Source organism: Mucilaginibacter inviolabilis (assembly GCF_011089895.1).
In the GTDB taxonomy this organism is placed as follows: Bacteria; Bacteroidota; Bacteroidia; order Sphingobacteriales; family Sphingobacteriaceae; genus Mucilaginibacter; species Mucilaginibacter inviolabilis.
On record NZ_JAANAT010000004.1, the window covers coordinates 236,127 to 254,482 of the forward strand.

Annotated in this window: 20 protein-coding genes; 13 read left to right on the forward strand and 7 right to left on the reverse strand. The window is 42.0% G+C overall.

Annotation, left to right across the window (positions count from 1 at the left end; all coding sequences use genetic code 11):
• Window positions 1–2: 2 nt before the first annotated feature.
• Window positions 3–209, forward strand: a complete 207-nt coding sequence (locus G7092_RS24520; protein WP_090464456.1) for a helix-turn-helix domain-containing protein — start codon at window positions 3–5, stop codon at window positions 207–209.
• 78 nt (window positions 210–287) lie between these two features.
• Here G7092_RS24520 and G7092_RS24525 read toward each other — a convergent pair whose 3' ends face one another.
• Window positions 288–671, reverse strand: a complete 384-nt coding sequence (locus tag G7092_RS24525) for a VOC family protein (protein ID WP_166093651.1) — start codon at window positions 669–671, stop codon at window positions 288–290.
• Between the two features lie 78 nt (window positions 672–749).
• Window positions 750–1,328, reverse strand: coding sequence for a Crp/Fnr family transcriptional regulator (locus G7092_RS24530; protein ID WP_166093654.1), 579 nt, complete (start codon window positions 1,326–1,328; stop codon window positions 750–752).
• A 301-nt stretch (window positions 1,329–1,629) separates the two neighbouring features.
• Between G7092_RS24530 and G7092_RS24535 the strand changes: the two genes are divergently transcribed.
• Complete coding sequence (locus G7092_RS24535) at window positions 1,630–2,256, forward strand: DJ-1/PfpI family protein (RefSeq protein ID WP_166093656.1); 627 nt, start codon at window positions 1,630–1,632, stop codon at window positions 2,254–2,256.
• A gap of 101 nt (window positions 2,257–2,357) precedes the next feature.
• The gene (locus G7092_RS24540) at window positions 2,358–2,912 is read left to right on the forward strand and encodes a dihydrofolate reductase family protein (protein WP_166093659.1); all 555 of its coding nucleotides are present in this window, start codon (window positions 2,358–2,360) and stop codon (window positions 2,910–2,912) included.
• A gap of 28 nt (window positions 2,913–2,940) precedes the next feature.
• Here the strand turns inward: G7092_RS24540 and G7092_RS24545 are convergent, their stop codons facing one another.
• Window positions 2,941–3,774: an alpha/beta fold hydrolase gene (locus G7092_RS24545; RefSeq protein ID WP_166093661.1), complete on the reverse strand. Its 834-nt coding sequence runs from the start codon at window positions 3,772–3,774 to the stop codon at window positions 2,941–2,943.
• Between the two features lie 88 nt (window positions 3,775–3,862).
• On the opposite strand from G7092_RS24545, the gene G7092_RS24550 reads away from it, so the two are divergent.
• Window positions 3,863–4,660, forward strand: a complete 798-nt coding sequence (locus G7092_RS24550; RefSeq protein ID WP_166093663.1) for an AraC family transcriptional regulator — start codon at window positions 3,863–3,865, stop codon at window positions 4,658–4,660.
• 92 nt (window positions 4,661–4,752) lie between these two features.
• On the opposite strand, the gene G7092_RS24555 is transcribed toward G7092_RS24550, so the two are convergent.
• Window positions 4,753–5,133 carry a DUF551 domain-containing protein gene (locus G7092_RS24555; RefSeq protein ID WP_166093666.1) on the reverse strand — a complete coding sequence of 127 codons (381 nt, stop codon included), beginning with the start codon at window positions 5,131–5,133 and terminating at the stop codon, window positions 4,753–4,755.
• Between the two features lie 69 nt (window positions 5,134–5,202).
• On the opposite strand from G7092_RS24555, the gene G7092_RS24560 reads away from it, so the two are divergent.
• The 5 genes from G7092_RS24560 (at window position 5,203) to G7092_RS24580 (ending at window position 9,893) form a co-directional block, all read left to right on the forward strand.
• Window positions 5,203–6,012 carry a hypothetical protein gene (locus tag G7092_RS24560; RefSeq protein WP_166093668.1) on the forward strand — a complete coding sequence of 270 codons (810 nt, stop codon included), beginning with the start codon at window positions 5,203–5,205 and terminating at the stop codon, window positions 6,010–6,012.
• Window positions 6,013–6,548: 536 nt separating this feature from the next.
• On the forward strand, window positions 6,549–7,586 hold the full coding sequence (locus tag G7092_RS24565) for an alpha/beta hydrolase family protein (protein ID WP_166093670.1): 1,038 nt from the start codon (window positions 6,549–6,551) through the stop codon (window positions 7,584–7,586).
• Window positions 7,587–7,635: 49 nt separating this feature from the next.
• Window positions 7,636–8,253, forward strand: a complete 618-nt coding sequence (gene recR, locus G7092_RS24570; protein WP_166093672.1) for a recombination mediator RecR — start codon at window positions 7,636–7,638, stop codon at window positions 8,251–8,253.
• Window positions 8,254–8,257: 4 nt separating this feature from the next.
• The gene (locus tag G7092_RS24575; RefSeq protein WP_166093675.1) at window positions 8,258–9,091 is read left to right on the forward strand and encodes a glycosyltransferase family 2 protein; all 834 of its coding nucleotides are present in this window, start codon (window positions 8,258–8,260) and stop codon (window positions 9,089–9,091) included.
• Entirely contained in the window at window positions 9,078–9,893 is an 816-nt protein-coding gene (locus G7092_RS24580; RefSeq protein ID WP_166093678.1) for an SDR family oxidoreductase, read from the forward strand. Before G7092_RS24575 ends, G7092_RS24580 begins: the two co-directional genes overlap by 14 nt.
• A 99-nt stretch (window positions 9,894–9,992) precedes the next feature.
• On the opposite strand, the gene G7092_RS24585 is transcribed toward G7092_RS24580, so the two are convergent.
• Window positions 9,993–10,940, reverse strand: a complete 948-nt coding sequence (locus G7092_RS24585) for an ion channel (protein ID WP_166093682.1) — start codon at window positions 10,938–10,940, stop codon at window positions 9,993–9,995.
• Between the two features lie 288 nt (window positions 10,941–11,228).
• Between G7092_RS24585 and trpD the strand changes: the two genes are divergently transcribed.
• The 3 genes from trpD (at window position 11,229) to trpA (ending at window position 14,905) form a co-directional block, all read left to right on the forward strand.
• A complete protein-coding gene (trpD, locus tag G7092_RS24590) occupies window positions 11,229–12,218 on the forward strand; it encodes an anthranilate phosphoribosyltransferase (protein ID WP_166093684.1) in 990 nt (329 codons plus the stop codon).
• 2 nt (window positions 12,219–12,220) lie between these two features.
• Complete coding sequence (locus G7092_RS24595; RefSeq protein ID WP_235953946.1) at window positions 12,221–14,029, forward strand: bifunctional phosphoribosylanthranilate isomerase/tryptophan synthase subunit beta; 1,809 nt, start codon at window positions 12,221–12,223, stop codon at window positions 14,027–14,029.
• A 108-nt stretch (window positions 14,030–14,137) separates the two neighbouring features.
• Window positions 14,138–14,905 carry a tryptophan synthase subunit alpha gene (gene trpA / locus G7092_RS24600; protein WP_166094534.1) on the forward strand — a complete coding sequence of 256 codons (768 nt, stop codon included), beginning with the start codon at window positions 14,138–14,140 and terminating at the stop codon, window positions 14,903–14,905.
• Between the two features lie 88 nt (window positions 14,906–14,993).
• Here trpA and G7092_RS24605 read toward each other — a convergent pair whose 3' ends face one another.
• A complete protein-coding gene (locus G7092_RS24605) occupies window positions 14,994–15,614 on the reverse strand; it encodes an L-threonylcarbamoyladenylate synthase (protein WP_166093689.1) in 621 nt (206 codons plus the stop codon).
• Between the two features lie 288 nt (window positions 15,615–15,902).
• Window positions 15,903–16,445, reverse strand: a complete 543-nt coding sequence (locus G7092_RS24610) for a YceI family protein (RefSeq protein WP_166093691.1) — start codon at window positions 16,443–16,445, stop codon at window positions 15,903–15,905.
• Between the two features lie 164 nt (window positions 16,446–16,609).
• Between G7092_RS24610 and G7092_RS24615 the strand changes: the two genes are divergently transcribed.
• Window positions 16,610–18,250 carry an FMN-binding glutamate synthase family protein gene (locus tag G7092_RS24615; RefSeq protein WP_166093694.1) on the forward strand — a complete coding sequence of 547 codons (1,641 nt, stop codon included), beginning with the start codon at window positions 16,610–16,612 and terminating at the stop codon, window positions 18,248–18,250.
• Window positions 18,251–18,356 lie beyond the last annotated feature (106 nt).

Genomic DNA, 18,356 nt, shown 5'->3' on the forward strand with positions numbered 1-18,356 from the left:
CCATGCCAATCATTGTAAATTTAGATGTGATGATGGCTAAACGAAAAATGTCATTAAATGAATTGTCTGAAAAGGTTGATCTTACCCTGGCCAATCTTTCTATCTTAAAAACAGGCAAGGCCAAGGCCATTCGTTTCAGTACGCTGGAGGCCATTTGCCAGGCCTTGGACTGTCAGCCGGGCGATCTGCTGGAGTATTCGAAAGAGTAAAATACTTAAAAAGTATTTTAAAGCCCTCTCCTTTGGAGAGGGTTGGGTGAGGCTCTTATGTTTACGATAGTAAAAAATTTATCGTTCCGAATGCAAGCCGATCATGTTTCCTTCGGTATCCTGAATCAGTGCTATAAAACCAAAACCGTCGGTGCTTAACTTGGGGCGGATAATTTTTCCGCCGGCAGGTTCAACCCGGTTCAGCTCGGCCGTGATCTCTTCGGTAGCGAAATATATTAAGGTGCCGCCAATACCCGGTTTCGCTTCATCAAGCTTAACCAGGGCGCCGTTTATATTAAACTTATTTTCGGTATTCAAAAATGTGGCATAATACATTTGCGAATGCCTGTCGCTATTCATCGGAATATCGTTGAGCTGACATTTAAATACATCACTGTAAAACTTTTTGGCCCTGTTAAAGTCCGAGGTGTAGATCTCAAACCAGTTAATTACATTTTTCATACTAAGCTTTTAAATTGAACTAATGCTTCAAAATTAGCTACCCTGCAGAAAAAGGTACTTGCCATATGGCAAGTAAAACTACGCTGTAAAAATTTCCTTCCTGATCCTGCTCAATGAGGTATCGGTGATGCCTAAATATGAAGCAATGTATTTTAAGGGAGAATGTTGAGCAATGGAAGGCTTTTCTTTGATGAGGTTAAGATACCGGTCTGTTGCGCTCATGGTAAGTGTATCAATAGAGCGCTGTTTTAATTGAAATAATTGACTGGTGGCCCAGGTCCGTCCCCACTCCCTGAAACCTTCAATTTCCTGGAGCAGTTGCTGAAAAGTATCATACCTGATTTTCCATACTACCGTATCGGTTATGGCCTGAAAGTTTTCCTTTGAAGGTATGCGTTGAAATAGGGATAGCGACTCTATCAGTATTTCATTGGGGCAATAAAATGCTGTAGTAGTTTCATTACCGTTATAGTCATATAGAAAAGACCGGAGCAGGCCATTTTCTATGATATAAAATTCACGGGCTGTTTTACCGGTTTCCAAAAGTATGGCGCCTTGTTTAAACTCCATTAGTGTATGCGCTTCGGCTATCTTTTGATAATCACAAACCCGGAGCAGCGGATGGTTATAAATTGCCTGAATAAATTCTGATCCCATTAAACAAATTTACAGCTAACATCCCTTTTTTGCTAATGGGCATAGGAAACTGTGTATTTCTGATAACGATTAGTATGTAAATTACGTCATTGCAATGACGCGTAGTGGAGGATTGTTTTTTGCCATCTTAAGGGTTTCCTTGTGGTTGTCATGATTAGTTAAACCATTCAAGCATCCCACAAGCAGGACGCTTGCGGTAGCGACTGTGTCCATTAAACTTTGCAAAACTGATACTGAGTTAAGCACGAGCGTCAATCTATATTTACTTTATAGTATTTTTTGATAATAAAACCTTTAAGGTATGCATATTGCTATTCTTACATTCGACGGATTTAATGAGCTGGATTCACTCATTGCATTGGGTATTCTTAACCGCGTTAAGAAGCCCGACTGGCGGGTTTCTATTGCCTGCCCTAAGGCTAAGGTTAGCTCTATGAATGGAGTTGTTATTGAGTCTCAAGCCACGCTGGAAGAAGCATGCCAGGCGGATGCAGTTATCTTTGGCAGTGGAAAAAGGACCCGCGAAGTTGTAGAAGATCAGGAAATTATGGCCCGTTTAAAGTTTGATGCAACCCGGCAGTTATTGGCGGCCCAATGTTCCGGCGCGCTTATTTTGGCTAAGCTGGGTTTATTAAATGGCACACCTGCCTGCACCGACCTGAAAACCAAGCCATGGGTTGTAGCTGCCGGTATAGATGTTTTAAATCAGCCCTTTTTTGCCAATGGTAATATAGCTACCGTTGGCGGCTGCCTGGCTTCACATTATCTGGCTGCCTGGATCATAGCACGATTGGAAGGTATTGAGGAAGCCAAAAACGCACTAAGCTACGTAGTACCGGTTGGTGAACAAGAAGAATACATGGAACGGGCCCTACGTAATATCATGCCTTACTTACCCGAGTTAGTAGCTGCGCAAGAATTAAATTAGGCAGTCATTGAGTTTATCCCCTGGTCTCTTTGACGTAAAACACCCTTTTTTTGTCGCGGGTAACCCTGACCTGTATCAGACGCGTCGCTTATTTTTGTAGTATGAGAAAAGTATCATTTGGCATGAACATTAGTCTGGATGGCTATTGCGACCACACCCTGGGCGAACCCAGCGAAGAGCTGATGGAGTATTTTACGGAAATGATGGATGATGTGGATATGCTTTTTTATGGTCGCGTCATGTATCAGCTTATGTTTCCCTACTGGGCCGATGTTGCGAGAGACCGTTCCGGTTCTGCTGCTGAGGTCCGATTTGCGGAAAGGCTTGTGGCCATTGATAAGGTGGTCGTGTCGCGATCCCTGGAAAGCGTGGACGGCAATACAACAATCATCCGAAACGACCCGGCAGCTGAACTACGGAAGCTGAAACAGCAGCCCGGCAAAACGATTTCGATAGACACCGTAAGCATATTGCCGGAACTGATGGCAGCGGGCCTGATTGATGAATTTTATTTAGTGGTGCACCCCGTTATGGCAGGTGGTGGACGGCACTTACTCGATGCCGGCAGCCTCCCAAAGAGCTTTAAGCTGGACCTGGTAGAAACCCGAACCTTCAAAAACGGCTGCGTAGCGCTTAGCTACCGTAAAAGGGAATGATGTTTTTTAAATAAAATACGCATCTGAGCTATCCTTTCAAAAAATCAATAATAGGCGTTGCCTGTCCGAGTACTACATGTCCCATACCCGGTATGATGGCAGATTGAAATAACGGCACATTCAACTCCAGGCGCTTATTGATAGCCATAACAGATCTGATCACATCCTCAGTTCCGCCGATGGAGTAGACAGGCATGGTTAATTGCTGTAGTTCCGCATCGGTAAACAGGTATTCCTTTTCGATGCGCGCTTTGAAATGTTCAGCTATCAGGTCCATCAATTGTTTGATCTCAGGCTGAATGACCTGCGCGCCTACTACCAGTTTATTGATCCGATCTTTACGGCCCAATAAAGAGTAAATGATCGCTTTTAAAATAAAGCCGGGCTTAGTTTTGACGATGCCGCCGGTGGCCAGTAAAGCAATTTTATTTACTTTACCCGGATGCAAAGTAGCAAAGCGCAGCGCTGTCCAACCGCCCTGAGAGATGCCAAGTAGATTTACTTTTTTTAGCTTGAGGTAAATCAAAACATCTTCCAGCCATTCTGCATAACCCGGCCCGTTCCAGGCTAACCTGTTAGGTGCGCTTTTGCCGGCTTCGCCCGGGATATCCAAAATATAAACCCGGAAAGCACTGGCATAAGTCTGGATGTCGTATTTAAAGAATAAGGCGTTTGCCGCTGCTCCATGCAACATGATCAACGAGGGCAAATCAGGATCTCCGCAGGCAATAGCAAACGTATCGCCATGCCTGGTTGGTATCGTTAATTCATCGTAATCAATAGGCCAATTGGCCAGTAATCGATTATAACAGGTCAGTACCTCATTTTTGCCTTCCTCAGTTTTAAATATTAACTTTTTCATGCCTCAAAATTACCTTTGAGGTGTCGGGCCCGATTGTAAATAATGGACATCTGTTAATAATTCTCATTACATTTATCGGCCATTAACGATGCAATCCCAGCTGTACGATATTGCCGAGGAGTTACAACCTTACCTGCAAAGAATCGGTTATACCGATCTTAGCGGCTACCAGGGCTTGCATCCATTTATCCGGTTTTTACCAGATACCTGCGTTGAGCTATTCATCAAACTGGGAAAAAATCCGGTTGCTATTATTAAACAAAATCAGGAGTATCTTATTTTGGATAGTTTTGTGACATACCGTATGAATGAGGTGCTCGATCTCCAGTTTCTACCCGAGGCGGCATGTATCACTATCCAGTTCAAACCGGGTGCGGCACATCACTTTTTTAAGGCACCAATGGAGCAGTTTGCAAATCATATAAGCCAGTTTCAGGCGCTTTGGCCCAATGTGAAAAACGATTTATTTGATCAATTGGATGTTTTACCATTTATTGATCAGAAAGTAAACTTTATTCAAGAGTTTTTGACAATTGAGCTTAGAAGGCATTTTAAAGATAACGAGGATTTCCAGACGGCGCATGCGCAAATCATCACCCAGAGAGGCAATGTTCAAATCAAGTCGCTTGCGGCTGGTGTTAAGATTAGTCAGCGTCAATTGGCCCGTAATTTTCATTATTTTACAGGTTTGTCTCCCAAAGCCTATGCAAGGGTATCCAGGTTTATAACCTCTTTAGCCGAGTTAAAGAACTCGCCCGGAAAAAGCCTCACCGATATCACGTATGAAACCGGTTTTTATGATCAGGCGCATTTTATCAATGATTGTAAAAGCTATACAGGCTATACCCCCGGCGAACTGCTAGATGCCAAATATGTTATTTATTAAGAATCATATATTACACGCTATCCTGAGTCAGGGAGTTTGGATGATTATGCTTCTGCTGCCGCAAGCGGGACGCTTGCGGTAGCGTGTGATTTTTATTCTTCTACAAATCCAATAATATATTCTTGTGATATTTTTTCGAATTTAACCCCACATTTTAATGCTCGAGCTTTTTCCCTGACCAATTTATCAACTACCATTTCAGGAACCACATTAGTTACCTTAATAGTAGATCCAACAACAGCATTATGAAGTTCCTTTTTAAAATCATCTAACAAACGTTCTGATGTTTTTGGAGGATTTGGTGGAAGTGGCATCCAATGCGTTACATTAAAATGTTGACTATTGGTTCCGTACATCTGCCAATATTTTTTAGATTGATCAAGATGCCCCACAAACTGGCCTTCGGACTCGTCAAAGATGAGTACTAATTCAAGTGTTTCAGGGGATGCTTCTTTTGTAGATATCCAATGCATATATAAAGATAATCATAATGTTTCTTCAAAATGCATTTAAGTAAGTTATTCTATTTGTATTTTTAAGAAATGAAACCTTATATCTATAACCTTATCTTAGCTATTTTGGCCGGTACAGCGTTGATTGTACCTTTTACTGGCAAAGTACATGATGCAAGAAATAAATGGTACAGAAAATTTACTTTTAGAGGTTGGATACTATTTTCAGCTGTGGTAGGAAGTGTAATTGTAACTTTTTTAAAAGATGATCATGCTGATAGAATCGAAATAGCCAAGAATAAGTTGGCTGAAACGGAAAAAAGAAAAAATGATTCAATAGCTCGAAAAATAAATAATGAAAGTAACGCATCCATAGTTACGGCATTTACCAATGCGCTTGCAAAGCATGGTCTAAAATATGATTCAGTAGAAAAAGTTATTCAGAAACTCGTAAAAGATTCGATTAATAAAAAAACAATTATAGTTTCTACGATTAAGCCAGATATTGATATAAATGAGACTCGCTATCTTGGTTATAAAAATGATTCTTTAAGTTTCTCTTTTCAGCTTGTTTGTAAAGAGGCTGCCGCTGAGGAGGTCAACATAAAATCGCAAACAATACTAAAAAGAGGAAGTAGTTATGAAAGATTATCCGTTGATAAAGCTTTTTTTCCACCAAATGTAAAGCTTAGTAAAAATTCTGTCTATCTTATTAGAAGACCAGTAGTCGTTAATTTGAGAAAGCTTGATTTAGATTATATATACTTCCATGTAACTGGTTATTATTTTTATGATAATGTTAAGTATCCTATCGATCAATTAATTTACTATAATTTTAAAACGTTAGAGTCTGGGATTCCTGGAAACAAAGAAGAAATTATAAATCTGTTTTTGAAATAAGTCTGCTGCTGACTTTAAATAGTCTGCGTTTTAAATTAAATTTAAACAATATGCTTAATCGATCACTCACGCTGTCCAAAGTCCGAGACTTTGAATGATTATGCTAATGGTTTGCAACTACTGTAATCCTAATTTTTCTTCATCCCACAAAAATTTCGTATCTTTATATAAACACCAGCCCGGTTACCCTGCAAAAAGAGTAACCGGGCTGTTTAGTTAAGAGAAAAACAAGGCCAAAAAATCACTGTTTTTCATGTAGTTATTTGACAATCAATAATTTAATACTTTTTAAAGCTTTTAAAACCCATCAAAAATTTGTTAAAAAGTGTTAAAATGGCGTTAAAATTTAGTTAAAGTGCCCAAAAAGTGAGTGTTTTTGCCCTGTTTTTGATCAGAAAAGTGTTAAAATCCGGGGTTTAAAAAGTCCCCAGAGCTCAATTTTAATAAATTTCATTTATTGACTTTTGTCAAATTGATCACCACTTTGCCGCCGGATATTTGGACAAGGATAAATTAAAACTCCCGGGTAAGGATCGATGAAAAATATTGCACTTGTTTTATGCCTGCTCATGTCCGCCCAAATGGCCCATGCGCAAACCGCTACGGTAAAACTTACCCAAGTGGGCACCACCACCCGCGATTTTGCCGATAGCAGCCGCAGCAACTGGCTGGGCACAGGTCCGCGGCCGCTCCGTACGGTGGTCTGGTACCCGGCCGGCAATAGGGGAGTAGAGGAGCAAGTAGATGATCCACAGCAGTTTGTATCGCCGGTGGCTGTACATCGTAATGCTGCCATAGCGGGTAAGGGGAAATATCCGCTCATCATGATATCGCACGGCGCGCAGGGCAACCCGGTACAAATGCGCTGGCTGGGCTATTACCTGGCGGCCAGGGGCTTTATAGCGGTCATCGTGGCCCATAACGGCACCAACCAGGAGGAGCGCCGCGCAACAGAAAGCGATCGCACCCTGTCTGATTTCTGCATGTGGGAGCGTCCCCGGGATATCTCGGTAGTGCTGGATAAAATACTCATAGATAAAGAGTTTAAAAATAGAATAGATACCAGTAGAATCGCTGTAGCTGGTTTTTCATTGGGTGGAGCAACGGCCATCTGGTTGGCTGGCCCAATATTCAATATGGAGAGCCTGGTAAAAAACGAACCCGAGCCACCCACCCAGATTCGTGCGGCCATTAACCGGCTGACAGCCTTGTCTAAAACAGATCCGGTGATGATCCAATCGGCTAAGCGTCAGGGCGATTCCTTTAGGGATGAGCGTATTAAAGCTGTTTTTGCACTGGGGCCGGCTATAGGGCATGCTTTTAGCATGCAAAGTCTGCATGGTATCACCGTGCCCGTGCAGATAGTAGTCGGAGATGCGGACCTGATAGCTCCGAAGGAACTAAATGCAGCATACTATACAGCAAACATCCCCACGGCCAGAAAACTTATCGTGCTGCCCGGTGAGCGCGGTCACTACACCAAACCGCAACTGGCCCATGAACGTCCGGCTGAATTACAGGAGGTTAGCGAGATAGCCTATCAATTTTTTATAAGCACTTTAAAACCGAATTGAGAATACACCCTGTTTTTCTGAATTGCGGGTTATTCATTAACTTCGTGCTATGAATTTTTCGTCCAAATTGCTGGAGAATGCCGTGGCGGAGTTTGCCAAACTGCCGGGAGTAGGACAAAAAACCGCCCTGCGCCTGGTGCTGCATTTATTGAATCAGGATAAGCAGGAGGTGGAGCAGTTTAGCAAGGCTATCAGTAAGTTACGCAACGAGATACAGTTTTGCAGCGTTTGCCATAACATCTCGGATCAATCGGTATGTGAAATCTGCTCGTCGCACAAACGTGATCATAGCCTCATATGCGTAGTAGAGGATACCCGCGATGTGATGGCTATTGAAAACACCAACCAATACAACGGTGTTTACCACGTTTTGGGCGGCTTGATATCGCCTATGGACGGTGTAGGGCCATCAGATCTGCAGGTGGATACTTTAGTGGAACGACTGAAGGCAAATGAGACCAAAGAGATCATTTTTGCCCTGAGCGCCACTATGGAAGGCGATACTACTTTGTTCTATCTTCATAAAAGAGTAAAAAACTTTAATATTACTATCTCAACTATAGCCCGTGGCATAGCTTTTGGAGGTGAGTTGGAGTACGTTGATGAGATTACCTTAGGTCGATCCATCGCTACACGTGTTCCGTATGAAAACTCACTGACAAAGTAGAAAGATGAAACTATCGGTTATCATTGTTAATCACAATACCTGCAACATGCTCCGCCTGGCGCTTAACTCCGTAGTAAGAGCCGCCCAGGATATTACCAATGAGGTTTTTGTGGTTGATAATGCCTCAACCGACAGGTCGTTGGCCATGATCCAGGAAGAGTTTCCGGAGGTGAATGTGATAGCCAATACCAAAAATGAAGGTATGGCTAAAGCTTATAATCATGCTTTGAAACTGGTTTCGGGAGAGTATATTTTAATGGTCAATGCGGATACTATTACAGGCAAAAAGACTATAGAGAAAGCATTAGAGTTTATGGATATGCACACCGATTCCGGCGGACTTGGGGTGCGTATGATTACACCTGATGGTCGTTTCCTGAAAGAGTCAAAACATGGCTTTACCAGACCCTGGGGCATATTTTTTAAACTGACCGGACTAGCTAAGTATTTTTCAAAATCGCGCCTCACAGATGTACAGCGTAAAGACTGGGTAGAAGAGTTTCAAACCTCCGAAACTGATGTGCTGAACGGCGCTTTCATGCTGTACCGAAAAGAGGCTCTTGATCTGGCCGGTTTGCTGGATGAGCGTTTCCATATTTATGGATATGATATTGATTTGTCATACCGGGTAAGGCTTACCGGGTTTAAAAATTACTATTTTCCAAAAACATATATCATCAATTTCAATACAAGGGGTAAGGCTAAATTTAGCTATGCTTATATCAGGGAATTTTATGGCGCTATGATTATATTCGCCACAAAATACTTGTTTAAGGTGCCCGAAATAAAAGTGGAGGGCTTACCGCAGCTTTACCCTCCATCATATGAAGTTGAATAATAAAATCGTTATCATCACCGGCGCCTCATCGGGCATTGGTAAATCACTGGCCAATGAATGTGCAAAACGTGGGGCAAATGTAGTATTGGCTGCCCGCAAGTATGTTACCCTTTGCGAAATGGCGCAGGATCTGGAAAAACAATATAACATAAAAGCCCTTGCTGTACAATGTGATGTCGCTATCGAACAAGATTGCGAACACCTGGTAAAGCAAACATTGACAACCTTTGGTAAAATTGATATGCTCATCAACAATGCGGGTATCTCCATGCGGGCTTTGTTTCAGGATGCGGATCTGAATGTATTAAAAACTGTAATGGATGTTAATTTCTGGGGAACAGTATACTGTACCAAATATGCCTTGCCCGAAATCCTGAAAACGAAAGGCAGCGTAGTAGGTATCTCCTCCATAGCTGGGTATAAAGGATTGCCGGGTCGCACAGGCTATTCGGCCTCTAAGTTTGCCATGAATGGTTTTTTGGACTCCATACGCGTGGAAAATTTGAAAACAGGTGTTCATGTACTTACGGCTTGCCCGGGTTTTACTACATCAAATATCCGTAACACCGCATTGACGAAAGATGGAAGTCAGCAGAGCGAAAGTTCTATGGACGAGAACAAGATGATGAGCAGCGAAGAAGTAGCCCGAATAATAGCCAATGGTATCGAAAACCGCTCCCGAACCCTCATTATGACCGGACAGGGTAAGCTGACCGTATTGCTTAGTAAGTTTGTACCATCATTTGTAGATAAAATGGCGTATAAAGTATTTTCAAAAGAGAAAAATCCGTTGCTGAAATAGTTTATTGGCGTTGCGTCATTGAGTAATCAAGTCATTTTTTAAAAGTGTCGAAATCATCCGAAAAATGACTTAATGACACAAAGCAAATGATTCAATGACTTAACTTCCTAACACCTCGTGCTCATTGATCTTATCCAAATGTAATACCACGCGCCCATCCTCGTCGCGGTCAAAAGTGGGTTTGAATTTGGCGTTCCAGACCATGTCTTTATAGGTATAGGTAGTACGGGAGTGTATGGTTTGTGAAAAGGTATCGTCGAATATTCTTAGTAGTACCGAGAAAACTACCTGGGCCTTTTCAAAATCTTCCGGCGTAAAATCCTTCAGCGGACTATCATCATCGATGGGATGTACTACCGTCCAGTTGATGGATAATATGCTCACCGCTTTACGCTCCAGCACCAGTGGATAAAATTTGCGTTCTGTTTTGCCATTTACTTCTTCGTTATAGGAGAAATTAACCTCTATGTGTAAGTCAATTAGTACGTTATGTCTGGAATTAGCCAGCCTGAACATAAGCCCGGTCTTATCTCCCTTATAGGGGGCAATGAGTATATTTTCGCTGTATTTGATCTTGGCTGTAGGTTTTGAAAAACGCCCGTAAAGTAAACCAGTTGCCAAAGCAAACGCCAGCAGCCCCATCATAGATTCTAATGCTGCCACGCAGTTGGCTGCCATTCCCTGCGGACTAATATGCCCGTAACCAACTGTAGATATGGTTTGTGCCGAAAAAAAGAAAGCATCCATAAAGTGATCAAAAAAAGTACTGCCGCTTTTACCATCAAGACTATCCGACCCCAGAGCAACATATATACTGGCAAAGATGATGTTGGCTACCATATAACCGCTTAAAACAATCAGCCAGAATTTTGTCCAGCTCATATTAATGAGGGTTTGGTAACTGTTCAGCCGGTTAAAAAAAGGCAGGCCGGTACGTTTTACGTTGATAGATCCATCTTTATTAATTACAGGTTGGCTCTTTATAACCGGCTGTGTGCCAAAGCCAAGATCATCTTCGGGATTTACTTTTCGCGTGTTATGGTTCATTGGAAGTGTAAGCTTTTCGGCTTTTGCGTAAATTTATCATTCTGTTTGCTTTTAGTAAAAACTATTTCCATATTTGTGGCACAAATGAAAATGATAGTATTAAACAATAACTGGTGGTGGCTTAACGATTAATCGTAAGGCAATTCCGTTTTTTGTTTTTTAACATAATATTGAGAAGGGTTGCCATACGGTAGCCCTTTTTTTATTCCCCCCAATCCCCTAAAGGGGGAGCATAAGGGGAAAAGTAAATAACCATTAAAAAATTCCCCCTTTAGGGGGTTAGGGGGCATGAAACAGATACTAAATCATCTTTTTGAACACAAAACCTTTACCAGGGAAGCATCAAAAAATATTTTGATGAATATTGCCCAGGGGCAATACAACAACTCACAAATGGCAGCCTTTATGACGGCATATTGTATGCGCAGCATTACCGTTGACGAACTGGAAGGTTTCCGTGATGCTATGTTGGAGCTTTGTTTGCCTATTGATCTGGAAACCGATCAGCTTATAGATCTTTGCGGTACTGGTGGCGATGGTAAGGATACTTTTAATATATCAACGCTGGCATCGTTTGTGGTAGCTGGTGCGGGTTATAAGGTGGCTAAGCATGGTAACTATGGTGTATCGTCGGGGTGTGGATCATCCAATGTGATAGAATACCTTGGCTATCAGTTTACCAATGATACCGATAAATTGAAAACCAGCATCGATAAGGCTAACATTTGCTTTTTGCATGCACCTTTGTTCCATCCGGCTATGAAAACAGTGGCTCCTATACGACGTGAATTAGGAGTGAAAACGTTTTTTAATATGTTGGGCCCATTAGTTAATCCGGCCAAGCCTGAAAACCAGTTGGTTGGTGTATTTAACCTGGAGCTTGCCCGGGTTTTTGCCTATCTGTATCAAAAGTCAAACACCAAATATACTATAGTAAATGCACTGGAAGGCTATGATGAGGTTTCGCTTACCTGCGATTTCAAAACCTTTTCGGCCGAAGGCGAGAAGATCAATACGGTTGAAGGGCTTGGTTTTGAAAAGTTAGACCCTAAAGAAATTACAGGAGGCGATACTGTAGCTGCTTCGGCGAAGATATTTACCGATGTGCTTAGCGGTCGGGGTACGTTTGCCCAAAATAACGTAGTTCTCTCCAACGCCGCGCTGGCTATTAAAACCATTGGCCCTGAAAAAAGCTTTGCTGATTGTTATTATGAAGCGGAGGAAGCCTTGATAGGTGGAAAGGCCCTGAATAGTTTCCATACTTTATTACAGAATTAATGATGAAGATTAAAGTTTGTGGTTTAAAGTATCCTGAAAATATCCAAGCAGTAGCTGCTTTAAAGCCGAACTATATGGGTTTTATTTGCTATGACCGAACGCCACGTTATATAGATACGTTATCTGCAGATGTGTTGGCAACAATCCCGGCATCCATCCATAAAACAGGCGTTTTTGTAAATGAAACCGCCGAAATTATTACCCAACTGATTGATCAATATGGGTTTGATACCATACAGCTGCATGGACATGAAAGCCCGGAGTTTTGCCATGCCTTTAACGGTAAGGTTACCGTTATTAAAGCCTTTGGAGTTGATAACGACTTTGACTTTAGTAAACTGGATGCGTATGCAGGAGAGGTGGATTATTTCCTGTTCGATACCAAAACTTCTATTTATGGTGGATCTGGAAAAGCGTTTAACTGGAGCATCCTGGATAAATATACCTTGAATATTCCCTTCTTTTTATCAGGAGGAATAAGCCCTGATAATATAGAGGAAGTAAAAAATATAACCCATCCGCAATTTTACGCGGTTGATTTGAACAGCCGGTTTGAGGATGAACCGGGTTTGAAAAACATCCCGAAGTTGGAAAACGCATTTGACATCATCAAAAACAGAACATTACAGATGAAATACGGAGTTAACGAACATGGTTACTATGGCGATTTTGGCGGCGCATACATTCCCGAAATGCTATATCCAAACGTTGAAGAGTTAAGACAACAATACCTCAACATTATTAATGATCCGGATTTTAAAGCGGAATTTAATGATCTGCTCAAAAATTATGTAGGCAGGCCATCACCCTTATATCATGCCAAACGGTATTCGGAAAAATATGGCGCTAATATATTTTTTAAACGGGAGGATTTGAATCATACCGGCTCGCACAAGATCAACAACGCCATAGGGCAAATACTACTGGCCAAACGTTTGGGCAAAAAACGCATCATTGCTGAAACCGGCGCAGGTCAGCATGGTGTAGCAACTGCTACAGTATGTGCCCTGATGGGTATTGAATGTGTAGTTTACATGGGCGAAATTGATATGGCTCGCCAGGCGCCCAACGTATCCCGCATGAAGATGCTGGGTGCTACTGTAAGGCCGGCTTCATCAGGTAGCAAAACGCTGAAAGATGCCACCAATGAAGCCCTGCGTGACTGGATAGCTAATCCCGTTGATACCCATTACATCATTGGCTCGGTGGTTGGCCCTTATCCATATCCCGATATGGTGGCTCGTTTCCAGTCGATCATATCCGAAGAAACAAAAAAACAACTCATAGAACATACTGGTAAAGAATTGCCTGAATATGTACTGGCCTGTGTAGGTGGTGGCAGCAATGCCATGGGGATGTTCTACCATTTTTTAGATAATGAACAGGTAAAGTTAGTAGCTGTGGAAGCTGCCGGTAAAGGTGTTGACAGTGGCCATTCGGCGGCTACAACGTTCCTGGGCAATGAAGGTGTTTTGCATGGCAGCCGTACCATACTGATGCAAACACCCGATGGGCAAGTAGTTGAACCATATTCTATTTCGGCAGGATTGGATTACCCGGGTATTGGTCCGCAGCATGCGCATTTATACAAAATAAACAGGGCCGAATATGTAAGTGTTACTGATGATGAAGCGATGAAGGCAGGCTTGCTTTGTTCGCAAATGGAGGGTATTATTCCGGCCATTGAATCGTCGCATGCGCTGGCACAGCTTGAAAAAATGAAATTTAACTCAACAGATAATGTCGTGATCTGCCTTTCTGGCCGCGGCGATAAAGATCTGGATACATTTATTAAATATTTCGGTTATTAATTAGTTCATGGATAATAGTTCATGGATCATAGTGAAGGCTATGTACATCCGTCAACTATAAAACCGATCAGGGCCATGAACAATGAACCATTAACTATAAGCTACACAATGAACCGATTAAACCAGCTTTTTGCTGCAAAAAAAAATAACCTGTTATCGATATATTATACCGCTGGATATCCTGCCTTGAATACCACAGTAGATATTGCCGAAGCTTTGGAAAAAGCCGGTGCTGATTTTCTGGAAGTAGGTTTCCCGTACTCTGATCCGGTAGCTGATGGGCCAACTATTCAGCATAGTTCTGAACAGGCACTGATCAATGGTATGACACTCGACCATCTTTTCGGAGAGTTAACTGAGCTGCGTAAACGAGTTACCATTCCTATACTGCTCATGGGCTACTTTAACCCGATAGTGCAATATGGGATTGAACGTTTTTGCAAAAAAGCGGCAGAATTGGGTGTAGACGGTGTTATTGTACCCGATTTGCCGATGTATGAGTATGAAGCCCTGTACTCGGCTCATTTTATCAATAATAACCTGAGCAATATATTCCTGGTTACGCCACAAACCTCGCCAGATAGGATTCGCAAGATTGATGAATTGAGTAATAGTTTTATTTACCTGTTATCCTCATCGTCCATAACCGGTGGCAGTCTGCAATTGACCAATAGCATCGAAGATTACTACAAGCGGATCAAAGCCATGGACCTTAAAAATCCAACTATCATTGGTTTTGGAATATCAGATAACGCAACTTTCAAAAAGGCCTGCGAATACGCCAACGGCGCCATTGTTGGCAGCAAGTTTGTAAAATTGCTGGCTGAGCAGGATTATATGAGCAAAATACCTGCGTTTATACAAAGTATAAGATAGATCAAGGATTTTAGGAGCAAGGATCAAGGACTTTCTTTTCATGCGTTTGTCCTTGTTCCAAAAATCTTTGTTCCTTGCTCCAAAAAAGCTACAAATACAGCTCGAGATCTCCTTTTCCTTCGCGGATGATCTCAAAATCGCCTTCTGTACAGTCGACTACAGTTGATGGTATATTATCGCCATAACCGCCATCGATCACGATATCAACCAGATCCTCGTATTTTTCGTGGATCAGTTCCGGATCGGTAGAGTATTCTATAATATCGTCATCATCCCTGATAGAGGTTGAGAGGATGGGGTTACCCAATACGCGCACAATTTCGCGGGCAATATCATTATCGGGTACCCTGATACCCACCGTTTTTTTATTGGAACTCAATAGCTTGGGAACCATATGGCTGGCATTGAATATAAAGGTAAATGGTCCAGGCAAGGCCTTTTTGAGCACCCTAAACGTGGTATTATCGATGGGTTTGATATAGTCTGATATATGGCTCAAATCATAGCATATAAATGAAAAATTTGCCTTTTCGGGTTTAATGTTCCTGATTTTGCAAATGGCCTCGATGGCTTTATGATTGGTGATATCGCAGCCCAAGCCGTAAACAGTATCGGTCGGATATATGATGAGGCCTCCTTTGCGTAACACTTCAACCACCTGCTCTATAGCTTTAGGGTTAGGATTTTCGGGATATATTTTAATAAGCATGATGTATAACAAATATACTCATAAGTTGGTTTACATATGCATGGAAAGAGCCTGGCATCCTAATTTCAATGGGTTTGACATGATAGCCGTATTCAAAAAAATCCAGAAAATCGTTTAATCATATCAAAAAAGGTTCAGAAATCAAAAAAGTCACTTGCCAAAGGCAAATGACTTTCCATCATCATCATTATATTTTAACCTGTTTAAAGTGTTTTAATAAACCGGGTTGCTACCTGGGCAACAACACCGGCTTTTAAATGTTAAAACACAGCAACAGTATTAAAACAATTAAGCTTGTTTGGTCAATTGTAAGTTGATCAGCAATTTAATGTCTTCGCCAACCACAACTGAACCTGCTTCGGTTACGCCATCCCAGGTTAAGCCAAATTCTTTACGGTTTATTTTACCGGTGATTTCAAACCCAGCTTTAGTGTTGCCATAAAAATCGGCTGCTGAACCACCAAATTCGGCGTTAAGGGTTACCGGTTTGGTAACGTCTTTTATAGTCAAATCACCTTTTAATTCATATTCCTCATCATCAGTTTTGGTTAATGAGGTTGATTTGAAGCTGATCTTTGGATATTTTTCAGCGTCAAAAAATTCACCGCCTTTTAAGTGCTCGTCGCGCTGAGTTTGGTTGGTATCAATACTGTCAATGTCTAATGTAAAATCCACTTCGGCATTGTCAAAATCATCTCCTTCGGTAATTACTTCACCGCCAAAGCTTTTGAAAAAACCGCTTACGGTTGAAATAACCAAATGTTTTACCTTAAATTGTACTTCTGAATGCATAGGGTCGATAACCCATTTTGTTGCTGTTTCTGTTGCCATGATTTTTTTATTTTGTTTTGTTAAGTCAAAGATAATAACAAAATACATGTTTAAACATGTATTTTTATTTCATTACAATTCGCCGACAATCAAGTACAAGTTTAACCATACAATTGTGCTAATGTTTAACTTTAAGAGTTATTTTTATATTAAATAATCTATTTATGAAGAAGCTTTTCATTACCTCGTTCATTATTATATTCGCTGCGCTTATCGGGTGGACTATATTATGGAAACCGGCCGCCTGGTCGTTTGTGATCATGGTGCCTATATATGCTATAGGCTTTTATGATCTGGCTCAAAAGAAGCACAGCATTGTACGCAACTACCCGGTATTTGGTCACCTGCGCTTTTTAATGGAAGATCTGCGTCCTAAAATATACCAGTATTTTATTGAAAGCGATACCAACGGTACGCCCTTTAACCGTCAAAACCGTAGCGTGATATACCAACGTGCTAAAAAGGTAGATGATACGCGGCCTTTTGGTACCGAGCTGGATGTGTATGAAAATGGTTATGAATGGCTCAATCACAGTATAGCAGCTGTTGATCATCATCATCTTGATCTGGCGCCAAGAGTAAAAGTTGGCGGCCCCGATTGTAAGCAACCGTATATGGCCAGTGTGTATAATATATCGGCCATGAGCTTTGGTTCGCTGAGCGAGAATGCTATCCTGGCCCTTAACGGCGGCGCCAAACTGGGCAACTTTGCCCATAATACCGGCGAAGGCGGTTTGAGCGATTATCACCTGCAACCCGGTGGTGATATTATCTGGCAGATAGGTACCGGCTATTTCAGCTGTCGTCACCCGGATGGTACTATTGACTATGATGCTTTTACCCAGCGTGCCGTGTTACCACAGGTAAAAATGATTGAGATTAAGCTATCGCAGGGGGCTAAGCCCGGGCACGGCGGGATACTACCTGCGGCCAAGGTTACGCCCGAGATTGCACGTATCAGACTGGTAGAGATGGGGCAGGATGTCGTATCACCACCTTACCATACCGCTTTTAATGATCCTATTGGCTTAACCCAGTTTATCAAAAAATTACGCGAGCTATCAGGTGGTAAACCTATAGGCTTTAAGCTTTGTGTAGGCCATAAGAGCGAATTTTTAGCGATATGCAAGGCTATGGTAAAAACAGGCATCTATCCCGATTTTATTACTGTGGATGGGGGCGAGGGAGGTACCGGAGCTGCTCCGTTAGAGTTTTCTAACTCGGTAGGTATGCCCCTGCGTGAGGCCCTGGCCTTTATTTATGATGCCCTTACAGGTTTCGACATTAAAAAATATATCAAGCTTATCGCATCAGGCAAAGTAGCAACTGGGTTCGACCTGGTGAAGAATTTTGCCTTGGGGGCCGATATGTGTAATAGCGCCCGCGGAATGATGTTTGCCCTTGGCTGTATACAAGCGCTGGAATGTAATATGAATACTTGTCCAACCGGTGTAGCCACACAAGATAAAAGCCTGATGCGTGGTCTGGTGGTCGATGATAAAAAGGTGCGTGTTGCTAATTTTCATAACCAAACGGTAAGCAGTGCTATACAAATGATAGGTGCCGCTGGTCTGGTAAAACCTTGCGATCTGCACCGTATGTTCATCTATCGCCGCATTAACCACAGTCAGATACAAACCTACGGCGAGCTGTTCCCTTATATCCCTAAAGGTAGTTTGCTCAATACACCATATCCATCAAGTTTTGAACTGGACATGGCCATCAGCAACGAGGATAGCTTTGTACCAGATTACAGCAACGTAACCAATATTGATTATAGCAATGTGAATTCGTATATGAGTTAGACCGCTGATTTTTTTGGGGGATTACGTTGATAGCGCTGATAAGCTGTTAAATTTTATATGAGGAAATAGTATAATAGGGCTGTCAGTCTGAGCTTGTCGAAGACTC